Source organism: Streptomyces sp. NPDC127097, from assembly GCF_042724075.1.
Classification (GTDB): domain Bacteria; phylum Actinomycetota; class Actinomycetes; order Streptomycetales; family Streptomycetaceae; genus Streptomyces.
This window is the reverse complement of the sequence record NZ_JBHXFI010000007.1, coordinates 24,075-38,282: the sequence shown is the minus strand read 5'-3', so window position 1 is coordinate 38,282 and position 14,208 is coordinate 24,075. Positions and strand designations below refer to the sequence as shown.

The window sequence follows — 14,208 nt, the reverse complement described above, 5'->3', positions numbered from 1 at the left end:
GGCGACAGCTGAGGGCCCGCGCTCCTCCATCTCCTCCAGCACCGCCGCGCGCCTACGCCCTCTCGTCCGCGAACCGCTCTGTCAGCGGGTGCTCGCACATCAGGCAACGTTCGCCCTGTGGGACACCTCGCGGAGGCGTGAGCCGCCACGTGGGCGTCAGGCCGTGTGCTGGTAGGTCGGGTAGGTGAGGTAGCCGGTGTCGCCGCCCTGGTAGTACGTGGTCTCGTCGACGGGGGCGATCGGCAGGCCGGCGCGGAGGCGTTCGACGAGGTCGGGGTTGGCCAGGAAGCCGCGGCCGAAGCTGATCAGGTCGGCGCCCAGGTCCAGCCAGTGGTCGGCTGCCGCGCGGTCGGTCTGCTTGGGTCCCATCGGGAGGACCGGATTGACGATCAGGGTGCCGGGCCAGGCGCGGCGCAAGCCGATGAGCACCTCCTCGTCCGCAGTCATCTCCAGGTGAACGTAGGCGAGTTGGAGCCGGGCCAGCTCGTTCAGCAACGCGGTGTTGAGGGCGAGCGCGTCGGTCTCCTCGACGCCCCAGAAGCCGCCCCCTGGGGAGAGGCGGATGCCCGTCCTGGCCGCCCCGATGGCGTCCACCGTCGCGGCCACGGCCTCCACGGCGAACCGGATGCGGCCCGCGATCGTGCCGCCGTAGCGGTCCGTGCGCCGGTTGGCGTTGGAGGAGAGGAACTGGGAGATCAAATAGCCGTTGGCGCCGTGGAGTTCGACCCCGTCGAAGCCCGCGTCGATCGCGCGGCGGGCCGCCTCGGCGTAGGAGTGGGCATGCTCGGGCACCTCGGCGGTGTCCAGTGCGCGGGGCGTGGGTGCGGGCTGCGGGCCGGACGGGGTGAAGACATCGCCCACCGCGGCGATCGCCGACGGGCCTACGGGCTGGTGGCCGGTGGTGTCGGGGTGCGAGACCCGGCCGCCGTGCATGAGCTGAGCGAAGATCCGTCCGCCGTTGATGTGCACGGCGTCGGTCACGGCACGCCATGAGGCGACCTGCTCCTCGGTGTGCAGTCCGGGCGTGCCCGGGTTGGACTGCCCGACGAGGCTGGGCTGCACGCCCTCGGACACGATCAGTCCGGCCGTCGCCCGCTGCGCGTAGTACGTCGCCATGGACGGAGTGGCAAGGCCGCCGGCCGCGGCCCTGACACGGCTCATCGGGGCCATCACCATCCGGTTGGGCAGGGTCAGTTCACCGAGTCGGTAGCTGCTGAACAAGTTCGTCACGTCGGGCTCCTCCGTACGTGCATCGCGTGCCCGGGTGCCGGACACAGCGCTACGCTAAAACCTGACATCAATGTCAGAGGCAAGCGTTGTGGCGTGGTTCACCATGGGAGGCAATCGTGCGGATCGGCGAACTCGCGGCGCGTACCGACGTCAGCATCCGGTCGCTGCGCTACTACGAGGAGCAGGGGCTGCTGACCAGCAGCCGTAGCCCCAGTGGGCAGCGGCATTACACGGAGGCCGAGGTGGAGCGGGTGCGCTTCATCCAGCGTCTGTACGCGGCCGGCCTGTCCAGTCGCACGATTTCCGAGCTGCTGCCCTGTGTCGACACGCCCAGCGAGGGCAACACCGATGCCGCGCTCGCGCGGATGGCGCAGGAGTACAACCGGCTCTCCGAGCACATCGACGAACTCGTGCGGACCCGGACCGCATTGGCCGGCCTGATGGCCACGGCCCGGGCCCATCGGGAGGGCGAGGCAGTCGCGTGAGTGGTCCGAGGAGGCTGTGGGTCAGGTGAGGGGACGAGCGCCCCACGCGTTCTGGAGAGCTGGCTGCACGCCTTCCCCTAGAACCAGGTGTGTCATCCTGCCCGGCAGGGTGGGCAACTCTGCCCAGTGAGTCACGGTTTCCTCACTGGTAAGGCCGTATGGCAAACGGACGACCCCGTCGGAGTCGACGAAGCAGTCCCGGTGTTCCGCCCCGTCCTCACTCCAGTGCAGAGTCATGAACACCATCGGCCTCACCAGCCAGAATTCCTCACCCAACGCCGTATCGGCCTCGGCCTCGGACTCAGTGGCGCGGTCAGCCGGATACCGGCCCGTGATCGCTGCTGCCACCGGTGTACCGCTCCGAGGCAGCCTCTCGCGTGCGTCAACCCACGCCACCACGGTGTTCAGATTCGTCATCGCCACCCTCACTCAGGCACTCGGCGCATCGTCTTGTGCAACGGAGCTACGGGCGCGGTGGGCGTCAATTGCCGGACAGCCGGCCGACAGCGCCGGGACTGACGCGACTGCTGAATTGGGCGCCCGGGGCGTAAGAGTCCGTCCGCAAGCTTCAGGGACGGTGGAGACTGTGGGGACAGTTCTCCCCGATGTCATCAGGAGCCCCCACCGTGGACGACATGGAATTCGCCGAAGCTCTGGAGACAGTCCTGCGGGACCTCCAGGCACAGTGCGCGGTGCAGCCGCGTATACGTACGGACGACACGTTCGGGATCACGCTCTGGGCCCCGGACGGGTCAGGTCAGGGCCTGACTCCAACAGTGGACGGCACCGCCGCAGAGCTGCTGGTGCATCTGGCAGATCAGGTCCAGGACTGGGCGGTGGAGACACTGTGGTCCGAAGGCACATCGGCGGTCTGGCCAGAGTGCCCGACGCACCCGGACACGCATCCGCTGACGGCGACGGTCCGCACAGACACGGCGGTGTGGGTGTGCCCGAAGAAGGGAGCGGCGGTGGCGCGGATCGGGGAACTGGAGACCCGATAGAGCGGGCGGGGGCCTGCGGCGGTGGGGGAAGACCGCGTGGTGGCCGGGCCGGTGATGCCGAGGCAGGCTGCCTGCGCGGGTCGGGGGGCGCGGGTGCTTGGGACCGACCTTCAGAACTACTCATTTCAGCGAGTGCGCAAGACGACGTCATGACGGTGGCGGGGAGCCACCGTCTGTTCGGCCGCTGCCTCTGCGGTCACGGCCTTCGCCGGGTGCGCGGTGCCGGGGAGCACGGTGAATTCGGCCCGGAGCGCGCCCGTGCCGCCGTCTGCCCTCACCTCCTGCCGGACGGTGGCTGCGACGACCGAGGTGCCGTCGTCGGCGGGGAAGGCCAGGCGGGGGATTCCGTCCGCCGCGGGGTGGTAGCTCGCGGGGCCGAAGCCCTCCAGGAACCGGATGCCGCCGGCCGGCGAGAAGGGCCCGGCCGGGGTGAGGGTGACGGCGGGCACGGTCAGCCTCCGTGTGCGGTGAGCGTGTAGCCCTCGGGGCCCTCGAAGGAGAACATCGGCCCGAAGGGGCTGTCCGCGATCGGGGTGAGGATCTTGACCCCGGCGGCGGTGAGCTGGTCGTGCAGCTGGTGGGCGTCGGAGGTCCGGAACCAGAGCACCGCGCCGAGTCCGGGCCGTGCGGTGTCGGCGAGGTCGACGCCCGGGAGGAGCTCGCGGACGGCGAAGGGGGTCGGCTTGGTGTCGAAGACGACCGCGTGGGGTGGCGAGACCGCGGCCCGGCGCAGACCGAGGTGCTGCTCGCAGAAGGCTGCTGCCGCGTTCAGATCGCGCACTTGCAGGGCGACGAAGTCGGGGCCGTCGATGGTGACAGACATGGGTCTCCTCGATTCGATGTCAGGGTTTTGACATGGTCGAACCTAAGGCGGCGGAGGCGCGTATGTCAAAATGCTGACATGCTGGAGAACATGTCGGCCGAACCGCCCCACCCCTCGAAAGACGTCACCCACCACGTGGGTTACCTGCTCAAGCGCGCCCAGTCCGCCCTCCGTGGGGCCATGGACAAGGTCCTGCGCGAGCACGGCCTGACCGTGCCGCAGTACGCCACCCTCGAACTCCTGGCCCTGCACCCCGGCATGTCCAACGCCGACCTTGCCCGCGCGACCTTCGTCACCCGGCAATCCGGAAACGTCGTCCTACGGGGCCTCCAGGAAGCGGGGCTGATCACCCGCCCCGCCACCGCCGACCACGGCCGCGCCCGGCCCGCCCACCTCACCGACGAGGGCAACGCGCGCCTGGCCGCGGTCCAGGCCGCCGTCTACGCCATCGAACAGCGCATGGCCGAAGCGATCCCGCCGCATCGCCTGACAGTGCTCCTCGCCGACCTCGACCGCATGGCGGCAGCACTGGAGGAATGACCCCGCTCCCGGGTCGGTCAACTCCCGCTGTACTCCCAGGGATTCACCGTTGTCGGGATCGCTGGGCAGAAGCCTGGAGTCCCCCGGGGCGCGGCGGCATGGTGCACCCAGCGGAGGCCCATAACGCCAGTATCGACTGTCGTCGGCACCCCGCCTCGTACGCACTCAAGGCGAACATACGGGAACGCAGGGGCGGTGCGGCCACGGCGTCACGTGGTCCGGGTCCTCGATTCCCACCCCCGTGTCAACGCGCCGAGCGGACCGCGCTTCCCCGCCGCCGCCCGCAGCGCGTGCAGGATGATGGCATGACGCCCCATCGCGGCAGCCCGGCGGGCGGTCCTTGGCCTCGTCCCGTCATCCGCCTCACACATGAGCAGGAGCTCTTCGCCCGTGGGCGCGGTGTGCAGGACCACCTCGCGGACGCGATCACCGCTTTCGCGGGATCGATGGTCTTTGTGTATGTGCACATGGTGTGGTTCGCCGGCTGGATCGTGACCAACGAAGGGCTCTTCGGTCAGGCCGCGGTCTTCGACCCCTTTCCCTTCGGGCTGCTCACCATGATCGTCAGCCTTGAGGCGATCTTCCTGTCGACGTTCGTCATGGTCAGCCAGAACCGTCAGGCCGCGCGCGACACGATTCGCGCCGATCTCAACTTCGAAGCCAGCGTGCGTTCGGAGGTCTGGTCGACGAACTTGGGGCGCGCCTTGGGCCTGGACCCCGAAGAGATCGAGCGGCAGACCCAGGAGCTCCTCGCGACGAACCGCGCCAGGATGAACAGCGCGATGGGACGGCCTCAGACCTGACCGCTTGAGGGCGGGGCGGTCGGGCACGCCGCTTCCGTCGACTGCGCTCCAGTGGACGAGGGTGTGGCCGGCGCACGGCGCGGGCGTGCCTTCGCGGTGCCCAACGTCAAATGGGCGGCTTCGGCGGCGAGTCACCATCAAGGGAACGGTGCTTGGAGCTCCCGCGGGGGACAAGTCCTACCGGGCACGCCGCCGTCACACGGAGTCGAAGCGTTCGCGCGCTGTCTCGATGGCGCCGAGGTAGCGGTGGGTCCAGTCGCACATGCCGTCGACCGTCGCGCGCAAGGCCCGGCCCGGTTCCGTGAGGGTGTACTCGACGCGCGGTGGCACGGTCGGGTGGACGGTCCGTTCGACCAGGCCGTTGCGCTCCAGCAGACGCAGGTTCTGGGTGAGCATCTTGTGGCTGATGCCCTCGATCTCGTTGCGCAGTTCGGTGAAGCGCAGCGTGCTGTCGCCCACTGCCTCGATGATCAGCAGCGCCCATTTGTTGGCGATGTCCGAGAAGATCTCCCGCGCCAGGGAGTCCGCCCGCGTCACATCCGCCTCGTCCTTGGCCGAGCCTCTGAGCTGCTTGGTCACCATGAGGTTCCCCAGTCACCGAAAAGTGCGTTCTTCCACGTCAGCGGTCACTCTCCTAAGGTTTCCGAGTAACCGCAAGAGAGCACGAGGAGAGGGCAACATGGCTATTACCCTGCTTAACCCCGACGGGCTGCCCAAGATCGACGTCTACCGGCAGGTGGCGGTCGCATCCGGTTCGAAGATGGTCTTCGTTGCCGGGCAGGTCGCCTGGGACGCCGACGGAGTCACGGTCGGCGAGGGCGATCTCGCCGCGCAGGTCGAGCAGTGCTACCTCAACGTCGGCACCGCACTGGCCGCGGCCGGCGGGTCCTTCGACGACGTGGCGAAACTGACCGTCTACGTCGTCGACTGGACGCCCGAGAAGATGCCCCTGCTCCTGGACGGGATTTCCCGGGCGGCCGCGAAACTTCGGGTCACTCCGGTGCCGCCGGCCACGATGATCGGCGTAGCGGCACTGGACGTCCCCGAGCATCTGGTCGAGATCGAGGCCACCGCGATCCTCGACTGACCAGGCCGGACGGGAGCGTGTTGGGGCGGGAAGCCGTCCGGGGGGGGGAGGGCCACGAACCTGCTGGCGGAGATGGCCAGTTGGGCTCGCAGCCGTGCGCGCGGATGACAGGCGGCGACATCTGCACGTGCGACCTCACCGGTCTCACTCTTGGTCAGCGTCCGTGCGCACGGTGGGCGTTGTGAAGGTCGACGGGGGTGCCGCCTTCCTTGGTGCCGCCTCCGGCGATGTGGATCGTCGGCTTGGGGGCACGTCAGGCTTCGATGGCGAGGTGTTCGATGAGGTCGTCGCGGAGCGTGAACTGATAGCGCAGATCGATGGTGCCGCCGGGGAAGTTGCCTTCGAGGTGGTGGGTGGCGATGTAGTGGGCCGTGTCGGTCTGCTGGGTGCCGGTGAGGTGGATGGTGTAGGTGAACTCGGTGGCGGATCGGTCCAGCCACCGTTCGATCGCGGCGGTGCCCTGGTAGGTGTTGCCGTCGTCGATCACTGTGGCGTCGTCCGTGAACGCTGTGACGGCGGTGGCGGTGTCGTGGGCCCGGTGCGCCGTGAGGTAGCGGGTGATCACCTCGGGCAGGGCGTCCGGGGAGATGGTCCGGGGCCGGTTGTCGTGCATGACGCTCCCTGGTGGTGGGTTCAGACGGTGGGGGTGGTGCCGCCGTCGATGACGTGCTCGGCTCCGACGATGGCCGAGGCGCGGTCGGAGACGAGGAAGGCGACGAGTTCGGCGACTTCCTCGGGCTGGTTGGGGCGGCCGAGCGGGATGCCGCCCAGGGAGTCCATGAGCCGGCCCAGCGCCGCTTCCTGGGTGATGCCGGCGTCGTGGGCGATCCGGGCGACGAGGTTGTCGGCGGCCGAGGTCTGGACGAAGCCGGGTGAGACGGTGTTGACGCGGACGCCGTGGGGGGCGACCTCGTTGGCCAGTCCTTTGCTGTAGGTGGTCAGGGCGGCCTTGGCGGCGGCGTAGGCCAGGGTTCCGTTCCACAGCGGCATGCGGCGCTGGATCGAGGTGACGTGCACGATCGCGCCCTTGCCCAGGGCGATCATGTGTGGGAGGAGGGCGCGGTCCAGGCGGACGGCGGCCAGCAGATTCGTGTTCAGTTCCCTGGCCCAGTCGTCCTCGCCCAGCGCCGCGAACCCGCCGGCTGGCGCCTCGGAACCGCCGAGGGTGTTGACCAGGATGTCGACGCCTCCCGCCCGGGCGTCCACCTCGGCAGCCACGTGTGCGGCGCCTTCGGCGGAGGACAGGTCGGCGGCGATGAAGGTCTTCTCCTCAACGTCGTGGGGGCGGCTGCGGGCCGTGGCGAACACGGTCGCACCGGCCTGGGCGAGGCGCCGGGCGATGGCGGCTCCGGTGCCCTTGGTGCCGCCGGTGACCAGAGCGCGCCGGCCTTCGAGGGATTCGTTGATGGAAGTGGTCACGGTGTGTTCCGTTCCGTTCCGGGTGCGGGGCGTGCGAGCCGCCGCCTCCATCCCGACTGCTAAAATAGAAGCCACTAACTTCGACTTTAGCAGTAACTGAGGAGATGGTCGCCGTGGCAAGCCGGATAAGGCTGGAGGACCGGGAGTGCCCGCTGTCCACGACGGTGGAACACGTCGGCGAGTGGTGGACGCTGCTGATCCTTCACGATGCCTTCGACGGCTACACCCGCTTCGACCAGTTCCAGGAGAACCTGGGCATCTCCTCCAGCATGCTCACCACCCGGCTGAAGACCCTCGTCGCGGACGGCCTGCTGGAGCGCCGGCCGTACCAGACCAGCCCCGTCCGGCACGAATACGTCCTGACCGAACTCGGGCGCTCCCTGCGCCCGGTGATCGTCGCCCTGGCCGCGTGGGGCAACTCCCGCCTGACGCCGACCGAGCGCAGCATGATCCTCATCGATACGCACAGCGGCGAGGAAGTCGAGCCCGTCGTCGTCGACGCCAAAACCGGCCGCCGACTCGACGACAGCGCCACCTACGTCTTCACCGCAGGCCCCGCAGCCAGCGACGCGATGCGCACCCGCTACGCGACACGGTCGGCCATTCCCGCGGGTGGGGGCGGCCACGAAGGCGGTCAGGCCGCGGCGGGCTCCGGCTCGGGGCCGGTGGGGGCGGAGGGCTGAAGGCGCGTACCCGGCTTCGAACCCGAAACGGGGTCCGAGCCCGTGTCAAACGAGAAGCACCGCAATATTGTCGAAGTCAGCTCCAAGCATGCGGCCCCTCACAATGCTCAGTGGGCATTGCCGCGCTGCGATTTGCTTTCGCGGCCTGGACTCTTGTCCAGGCCGGCCGTCGCGGGATATTCCGTCACCCATGCATTGCATTTCGTCGCCCCGCGTATGCGTGGCGAGGACGAGTGCTATTCCAGCCGCCACAGCCGCACCGTGCGATCCGAGCTGCTGGTGGCGAGGAGTTTGCCGTCCGGGCTGAAGGCCAGCGACAGGATGGAGCCGGAGTGTCTGGTGAGGGGCTTGCCCAGCAGCTCATGGGTGGTCACGTCCCACAGCCGCACGGATTGATCCTTACTGCCCGTGGCGAGGAGTTTCCCGTCCGGGCTGAAGGCCACCGACGAGATGAGGTTGGTGTGCCCGGTGAGGGGCTTGCCCAGCTGTTTATGAGTAGTCACATCCCACAGCCGGGCCGTTCTGTCCCAGCTGCTGGTAGCGAGGAGTTTGCCGTCCGGGCTGAAAGACACCGACAAGACTGCGTCGGTGTGGCCGGTGAGGGGTTTGCCCAGCCGCTTATAGGTGGGTACCTCCCACAGCAGCACTGTTTTATCGTTGCTGCCCGTGGCGAGGAGTTTCCCGTCCGGGCTGAAAGCCACCGACCAGACGAAGGCGGTGTGGCCGGCGACGGGCCTGCCCAGGTGCTTGCGGGTGGCCACATCCCACAAGGAGGCTGCGTACCCGGATGCGCTCGCATCACCCTTCGCGTCGCTGGCGGCGAGGAGTTTGCCGTCCGGGCTGAAAGCCACCGATAGGACAGCTTCCGCATAGTCGGTGAGTGGCTTGCTCCGTGTGCGGGTGCTTACCTCCCACAACTGCACTTCACGTCCGAAGCTGCTACTGGCAATTAACTGGCCGTCGGGGCTGAACGCCGCTGACATGATGACGCCGGTGGGGTCGGTGAGTGGCTTGCCGAACTGCTTGCGAGTGTCCACGTGCCATAGCCGCAGTGTGTTACCGCTGCCCGTGGCGAGGAGTTTGCCGTCCGGGCTGAAGGCCACCGACCAGACCTTATCGGGATGGGCGAGGGCGTCGAGTGCTTGGACTTGGACTTCGGGGGCGGAGCGGGTTTTTGGCGTGGGCCTAGGGCCGGCGGGTTTCTGGCTGGTGATGTCGGGACCACCGGTGTCCTTAGGACCATCGTCGCCGTTGGAGTCGTCCCGGGTGGCCAGGTATCCAGCGGATATGCCACCCAGGACGGTCATGACGGCGCCGGCCATGACGAAGGTGCGTCGTCGGAGCACCGGCCGGGGGCCTGCATTGCCGGAACGCTGGTCGGGACGTGGCCAAGCGGTGGTCGAGGCGGACTGTTTTGCGTTCCCGCGGCGGGCAGTGGCTTGGGTGGCTTCCCGCGACTGTGCCTGGCCGGCGCTCTCCGGGTGCCGTGGGTCAGGCGTCCAGGAACCGGCCGGGGGCCGGCTGGGGCGCTCGGCCGCCGGCGGAGTGGAAGGCGTGGCCGCGGGTGGGACGGCGGGCTTCGTGGTCGGTTCAGGGCGCGGCGGGTGATGGGCGCGGTTGTGCACCCATGGCCGGGCAACCGCCGTGTTGTGGCCGAACTGCTGGGGCAGGGGCAGGCCGCGCCGCTGGAGCCGGAGGCGTACGCGCCGCCAGATATCGTCGATGCTGAGCGTGGGCCCCGCTTCGGAGATGCCGTGTTCCAGGACGTGGATCAGCTCGCCCGTGAAGTCTGGGTACCTGCCGGGCGGCGTGAACGAGCGTTCCGTCCGGGCCGCGGAGGTCAGCACACAGCTGCCGTAGCCGTCCTCCGCGTCTACGTCATCTTCTTCGTCCTCTTGCTCGTCCAGGAGCCGCGCCAGACTGGGACGGTCCACGACGGAGACGTCGCCGCCCATGCTGATCGCAAGACCGCTGAAGCAGCAGTCCAGGACCGTGATGTGGCGGCCGGCACGGTGTCCAGCTGCGGTGATCACGCGGCGCAGCATCGGATACGCCAGGGTCCCGATCTCCAGGTGGTCGTCGTCGGCGTCTGCCAATGCCAGGTACAGCTGTTCGGCGCCTCGGTCACGCAGTCCGTGACCGGCGAAGTACACGAGGAGGGTGTCGGTCGCGGTCTCGCCGGCGTCCCGGACTGCTTCGAGTAGTTCGTTGGCGGATGTCTGCGCGGGGAGAAGGGTGATGTTACGGCGAGGCAGGCCCCATACCCGGGGGTCGCGGAACAGCTTCGCCAGCCTGCGGGCCCCGAGTTGCACACCCGGCAGGGGATCCAGCTGCCGATAGTCGTGCACGCCGAGGAGTACGGCGCGGCTCGCTCGCGGATCAGGCAGCGCCACCGCCTGTTTCCCCTCCCCGGGGCGCGTTTGCTGCCGGAGGTATGGCCGGTGGCGCTGACGGAGTGTGGGGGGACTCCTCGTCTTCTGCCTGTGCGGCGTTCAACGCCCGCACGACCCGGGCGGCATCCTCCGCCGTGCCCTCCTCGATGATGACGCGGCTCTCGCCGTGCTCCACGATCAGTCGCGCGGCCGGCCGCGCCCGACGGGGCAGCGATGCGCGGAAGTGACCGTACGCCAGGATCAGATCGGTGGCTAGCGAGCCGGAGGAGACAGCCAGACTGATCCAGCTCACGAGGTCTCCCGACATCCCGCCGTCACTCTGCGACGAGCGGCCCCGACGGATATCGGTGTGCCGACCGAGCCGACGGTCCTCGACAAGCCAGTCCGCGAAGGCCCCTGTCCAGCCGGAAGCGTCGCCCGAGACTTCGGCATGCCCCACCCTGACCCGCAATTCCATGTGCCGTGGCCCCCTGGTCTTTTCGGCATCGCACTGAAGCAGAGTGCAGACGCCCGCCCACTACGCGGCGCAAGCGCTCCGCGACAGGCCCAAGCGTAGGGTGAGGCGTGATGTCATGTCCCGGTATCCAGGCGAAATTGCCGCCTGACGCGGACGCAACTCTTCGATCAGCGAACCCATCCGACCGGCTTCGCTGAGAACGGACGACACCCAACGGGGCCGGATCCGGCCACCATGCCGCTCTCGCACATTCTTCCGGCCGCTATTCTCCGGGCACTTGGGGCTTTCTCGGATCCCGATGGATTCCAGGCATTCTGCTGGTGAAGGCGAGACTCCAGTGGATAGAATATCGCGCGCTGCTCGCGATGGCGGTCGGTGAGGTGGCGGGGGTCGGCGGTGGGGGGTGAGGGCGCCGTGATTGAGTTGCGAGAACACACAATCCAGGGCTGTTTTGTTCGAGGCTCTGAACGTGCGTTCGCTTTTCCTGGTCTGCGACTCTTACAGCTCGTCCGCAATTTCCTCAAGATCCTCAGGCGATCACTACAAAGCGGTCCGCGCACCAGCGTGGACCCTCTTTCTTTTCTGTGGTGTTCGCGCCGGTGCCCGCGTCCGGGGCCGGCCGCAGGTGGGCGTGCAACGAGAAGCCGGTGCTTCGTTTTCCTGATGAGAAAGTGTGGAGTGTGATGCCATGAACCGAGTCGGCAGAGACTCTCGCCGGTCGGCCCGAAGGCTTGTGGAGCCGCTGGCGCGCGTGGGGTTATCCGTTCTCTTGCTGGCCGGCGGCGCCGTGGGAGCGACGGCCGGACCGGCCGCCGCTTCGGCCGCCGACGGCACGTTGACGGTTCAGGTGCTGCGCGACTTCTTCGGCACCGGCGTGATCAACACGACGATGGACGTCCCACAGCGGGGCATGAAGGTGAAGATCTCCGACCCCGCTGGGCACGATGTCACCGGTGTCACGGATGCCACCGGAAAGGTCGTGGTGTCGCAGTCGACCGTGCTGAGCGGCGGCCAATACCGCGTCGACGTCAGCATCCCGGCACCGTTCAGCGACTATCTGCGGGCGGCGCCCGCGTCAACGGCGGAGAACCACTTCCACAGCTTCACGTCGTTCGTGGATGTGTCGGACGGAAAGAACGCCTCGGTGGTGACGGGGGTGTGGGACCCGGCCGACTACGCGCTGCCGGACTCGCGGTACTTCGTGCCGGTCCACAACGGCGCCAACGGGACGGACAACCGGGCGTTGGTGGCATTCGGGACGAAGACCCGGGGCACGTGTCCCGCCGATGTGGCGTGCCCGACCACGCTGGCCACGCAGGACCAGGTGGGCACGACATTCGGGCTGGCGTACGACAAGGACCGGACCCAGCTGTTCCAGAGCGCGTTCGCCCGCCGGTACGCCCCGTACGGGCCGCAGGGCGGCGGCGCGATCTACACCGTGCCGGTCAACGGCTCTGGTGCGCCGGCGCTGTTCGCGCGGGTGCCGGACGCCGCGGTGACGCGACACGACACCGCCAACATGATCAAGGATCCCGGGTTCACCGACGCGCCGGGCAAGGAGAGCATCGGTGGCCTGGCCCTGTCGGAGGACGGCTCCACGCTGTACGCGGTGAACCTGCGGACCCGCAGCCTGGTGAGCTTCGACGCGACAGGGGCCACCGCCGCGGCGCCCAAGTCGACGGTCCCGATCCCGGACCCGGGGTGCGCGAGCCCCGACGACTGGCGGCCGTTCGGTCTCCAGGTCCACAACAACACGCTGTACGTGGGCGGCGTGTGCAGCGCGGAGAGCACGCAGCGGCGCGCGGACCTGAAAGCCTTCGTCTCCACCTACGACGGCAAGCGGTTCACCACGGTGCTGAGCCACCCGCTCGCGGACAAACGCGGCAGCGTCTTCGGTGCCGGCGACAAGGCCACCCACTGGAACCCGTGGAACACCAGCCTGGACACGTGGGACGACCGGAAGGCGGGCGGCGTCTTCATCGATCCGCAGCCTGAGCTGTCCTCCCTCGCCTTCGCCCGCGATGGTTCGATGATCCTGGGTTTCCGCGACCGGTTCATGGACGTGCTCAGTTGGGGAGGGCTGGACCCCCGCCCGGGGAACGACACGGCGGAAAACGCCATGTCCGGTGGTGACATCACCATGGTCTGCGCCACTCCCACCGGTGAATACGAGTGGGAAGGCACCGGGAGCTGCCCCAACCACGCCACCCCGGCCAACAGTGGCGGCCAGCCCGCCGATGTCGTCGAATACTTCCCGGGCGACACTTACGCCAACGCGCACCAGGAGACCGCGCTGGGGTCGGTGGCTTATATCCCGCAGCAGCAGTGGGTCGTCAGCACGGAGTTCGACCCGGTCGTCGACGTCGCGACCTCAGGGACCGGGTACCACGACATCACGACCGGTCAGGGGCCGGGCAACAACCCGAAGGCCAACGGGTTCCAGTTCGTCAGCCGGGAACAAGGCGGGTTCGGCAAGGCCGGCGGGCTCGGTGACATCGCGTACGCGGCGGCGAACGCGCCGATCCAGATCGGCAACGTCGTGTGGTTCGACGGCGACCACAACGGGATCCAGGACCCGGGGCACGTGCTGCTGCCGGGGGCGACGATCAACCTGCTGGACGCGGACGGCAAACAGGTCGCCACGACCAGGACCGATGCCGCCGGCGAGTACTACTTCGGTGGTGTCGGCGCCGCGTACGAGCTCACGCCGGGCGCGAAATACACGGTGCAGTTCGACGTGTGTACCGCGGACACCGACAAGGTGCCCGAGCAGCCCCCGGCGAGCGAGCTGCGGTTCACGCTCCCGCGGGCCGGTGCCAACCGTGCGCATGACTCCAATGTGACGCCGCCGACCACCGGACGGTTGTGCAACGGTTTCGCGCCTGTCACGGCGCCGGACAAGCCGGGCGGGGTCGATCACACCATCGACGCCGGGGTGTACATCCCGAAGGCAACACCGACCCCGACGCCGAGCTCAACACCGAGCCCGACTCCGACGGCGAGCCCGAATCCGACGTCGAGCCCGGCGCCGAACCCGACCGCGCCGCCGGCCGCTACGCCGCCGACACCCGCGCCTCCCGCCAACAACCCGGCCCCGGCCGGTGGCAGCAGGGGTTCGATGGCGCACACCGGTATGTCCGGGCTGCCACAGATGATCGCCCTGGTCGGTCTGCTGGTGGGTGCGGGCCTGGTCATCGTGTTCAGGGGCCGGAAGCGTCGCGCCCAGAAACACTGAACGATCCGGACAGCAGTGATCTGACCGAACGAGCCGAACAACAGTGATCTGC

General features: G+C 68.6%; 16 protein-coding genes. 7 read left to right on the top strand and 9 right to left on the bottom strand.

Features of this window, described 5'->3' with window-relative positions; genetic code table 11:
- Positions 1-156: 156 nt before the first annotated feature.
- Positions 157-1,230, bottom strand: coding sequence for an alkene reductase (locus ACFWJW_RS08420; RefSeq protein ID WP_387236703.1), 1,074 nt, complete (start codon positions 1,228-1,230; stop codon positions 157-159).
- Between the two features lie 116 nt (positions 1,231-1,346).
- Between ACFWJW_RS08420 and ACFWJW_RS08415 the strand changes: the two genes are divergently transcribed.
- Positions 1,347-1,715, top strand: a complete 369-nt coding sequence (locus ACFWJW_RS08415) for a MerR family transcriptional regulator (RefSeq protein ID WP_387236701.1) — start codon at positions 1,347-1,349, stop codon at positions 1,713-1,715.
- A 21-nt stretch (positions 1,716-1,736) separates the two neighbouring features.
- Here ACFWJW_RS08415 and ACFWJW_RS08410 read toward each other — a convergent pair whose 3' ends face one another.
- Positions 1,737-2,132, bottom strand: coding sequence for an AQJ64_40280 family protein (locus ACFWJW_RS08410; RefSeq protein WP_387236700.1), 396 nt, complete (start codon positions 2,130-2,132; stop codon positions 1,737-1,739).
- 218 nt (positions 2,133-2,350) lie between these two features.
- Between ACFWJW_RS08410 and ACFWJW_RS08405 the strand changes: the two genes are divergently transcribed.
- Positions 2,351-2,716, top strand: coding sequence for a hypothetical protein (locus tag ACFWJW_RS08405; protein WP_387236992.1), 366 nt, complete (start codon positions 2,351-2,353; stop codon positions 2,714-2,716).
- 125 nt (positions 2,717-2,841) lie between these two features.
- Here ACFWJW_RS08405 and ACFWJW_RS08400 read toward each other — a convergent pair whose 3' ends face one another.
- Complete coding sequence (locus tag ACFWJW_RS08400; RefSeq protein ID WP_387236698.1) at positions 2,842-3,165, bottom strand: hypothetical protein; 324 nt, start codon at positions 3,163-3,165, stop codon at positions 2,842-2,844.
- Between the two features lie 2 nt (positions 3,166-3,167).
- Positions 3,168-3,539 (bottom strand): VOC family protein, encoded by a 372-nt coding sequence (locus tag ACFWJW_RS08395; protein WP_387236696.1) that lies wholly within the window; start codon positions 3,537-3,539, stop codon positions 3,168-3,170.
- 78 nt (positions 3,540-3,617) lie between these two features.
- On the opposite strand from ACFWJW_RS08395, the gene ACFWJW_RS08390 reads away from it, so the two are divergent.
- Together ACFWJW_RS08390 and ACFWJW_RS08385 are read left to right on the top strand one after the other, a co-directional pair.
- The gene (locus ACFWJW_RS08390) at positions 3,618-4,079 is read left to right on the top strand and encodes a MarR family winged helix-turn-helix transcriptional regulator (RefSeq protein ID WP_387236694.1); all 462 of its coding nucleotides are present in this window, start codon (positions 3,618-3,620) and stop codon (positions 4,077-4,079) included.
- Positions 4,080-4,384: 305 nt separating this feature from the next.
- Positions 4,385-4,882 carry a DUF1003 domain-containing protein gene (locus ACFWJW_RS08385; protein WP_387236692.1) on the top strand — a complete coding sequence of 166 codons (498 nt, stop codon included), beginning with the start codon at positions 4,385-4,387 and terminating at the stop codon, positions 4,880-4,882.
- A gap of 195 nt (positions 4,883-5,077) precedes the next feature.
- Here ACFWJW_RS08385 and ACFWJW_RS08380 read toward each other — a convergent pair whose 3' ends face one another.
- Positions 5,078-5,464: a winged helix-turn-helix transcriptional regulator gene (locus ACFWJW_RS08380; protein ID WP_387236690.1), complete on the bottom strand. Its 387-nt coding sequence runs from the start codon at positions 5,462-5,464 to the stop codon at positions 5,078-5,080.
- A 97-nt stretch (positions 5,465-5,561) separates the two neighbouring features.
- On the opposite strand from ACFWJW_RS08380, the gene ACFWJW_RS08375 reads away from it, so the two are divergent.
- Positions 5,562-5,969, top strand: coding sequence for a RidA family protein (locus ACFWJW_RS08375; protein ID WP_387236688.1), 408 nt, complete (start codon positions 5,562-5,564; stop codon positions 5,967-5,969).
- Positions 5,970-6,222: 253 nt separating this feature from the next.
- On the opposite strand, the gene ACFWJW_RS08370 is transcribed toward ACFWJW_RS08375, so the two are convergent.
- The gene (locus tag ACFWJW_RS08370) at positions 6,223-6,582 is read right to left on the bottom strand and encodes a nuclear transport factor 2 family protein (RefSeq protein WP_387236686.1); all 360 of its coding nucleotides are present in this window, start codon (positions 6,580-6,582) and stop codon (positions 6,223-6,225) included.
- Between the two features lie 20 nt (positions 6,583-6,602).
- Complete coding sequence (locus ACFWJW_RS08365; protein ID WP_387236684.1) at positions 6,603-7,439, bottom strand: SDR family oxidoreductase; 837 nt, start codon at positions 7,437-7,439, stop codon at positions 6,603-6,605.
- Positions 7,440-7,492: 53 nt separating this feature from the next.
- On the opposite strand from ACFWJW_RS08365, the gene ACFWJW_RS08360 reads away from it, so the two are divergent.
- Positions 7,493-8,071, top strand: a complete 579-nt coding sequence (locus ACFWJW_RS08360; RefSeq protein ID WP_387236682.1) for a winged helix-turn-helix transcriptional regulator — start codon at positions 7,493-7,495, stop codon at positions 8,069-8,071.
- 236 nt (positions 8,072-8,307) lie between these two features.
- On the opposite strand, the gene ACFWJW_RS08355 is transcribed toward ACFWJW_RS08360, so the two are convergent.
- Both ACFWJW_RS08355 and ACFWJW_RS08350 read right to left on the bottom strand, forming a co-directional pair.
- Entirely contained in the window at positions 8,308-10,464 is a 2,157-nt protein-coding gene (locus ACFWJW_RS08355; RefSeq protein WP_387236680.1) for a caspase family protein, read from the bottom strand.
- Positions 10,451-10,921: a hypothetical protein gene (locus ACFWJW_RS08350; RefSeq protein WP_387236679.1), complete on the bottom strand. Its 471-nt coding sequence runs from the start codon at positions 10,919-10,921 to the stop codon at positions 10,451-10,453. Before ACFWJW_RS08350 ends, ACFWJW_RS08355 begins: the two co-directional genes overlap by 14 nt.
- Before the next feature lie 787 nt (positions 10,922-11,708).
- Here ACFWJW_RS08350 and ACFWJW_RS08345 point away from each other — a divergent pair.
- Positions 11,709-14,156 (top strand): SdrD B-like domain-containing protein, encoded by a 2,448-nt coding sequence (locus ACFWJW_RS08345; RefSeq protein WP_387236991.1) that lies wholly within the window; start codon positions 11,709-11,711, stop codon positions 14,154-14,156.
- Positions 14,157-14,208 lie beyond the last annotated feature (52 nt).

Bases quoted from the DNA above. Each gene is read 5' to 3' on its own strand.
- ACFWJW_RS08410 (WP_387236700.1), bottom strand. From the start codon at position 2,132: ATGACGAATCTGAACACCGTGGTGGCGTGGGTTGACGCACGCGAGAGG.
- ACFWJW_RS08405 (WP_387236992.1), top strand. From the start codon at position 2,351: ATGGAATTCGCCGAAGCTCTGGAGACAGTCCTGCGGGACCTCCAGGCA.
- ACFWJW_RS08395 (WP_387236696.1), bottom strand. From the start codon at position 3,539: ATGTCTGTCACCATCGACGGCCCCGACTTCGTCGCCCTGCAAGTGCGC.
- ACFWJW_RS08390 (WP_387236694.1), top strand. From the start codon at position 3,618: ATGCTGGAGAACATGTCGGCCGAACCGCCCCACCCCTCGAAAGACGTC.
- ACFWJW_RS08385 (WP_387236692.1), top strand. From the start codon at position 4,385: ATGACGCCCCATCGCGGCAGCCCGGCGGGCGGTCCTTGGCCTCGTCCC.
- ACFWJW_RS08380 (WP_387236690.1), bottom strand. From the start codon at position 5,464: ATGGTGACCAAGCAGCTCAGAGGCTCGGCCAAGGACGAGGCGGATGTG.
- ACFWJW_RS08375 (WP_387236688.1), top strand. From the start codon at position 5,562: ATGGCTATTACCCTGCTTAACCCCGACGGGCTGCCCAAGATCGACGTC.
- ACFWJW_RS08370 (WP_387236686.1), bottom strand. From the start codon at position 6,582: ATGCACGACAACCGGCCCCGGACCATCTCCCCGGACGCCCTGCCCGAG.
- ACFWJW_RS08365 (WP_387236684.1), bottom strand. From the start codon at position 7,439: ATGGAGGCGGCGGCTCGCACGCCCCGCACCCGGAACGGAACGGAACAC.
- ACFWJW_RS08360 (WP_387236682.1), top strand. From the start codon at position 7,493: ATGGTCGCCGTGGCAAGCCGGATAAGGCTGGAGGACCGGGAGTGCCCG.
- ACFWJW_RS08350 (WP_387236679.1), bottom strand. From the start codon at position 10,921: ATGGAATTGCGGGTCAGGGTGGGGCATGCCGAAGTCTCGGGCGACGCT.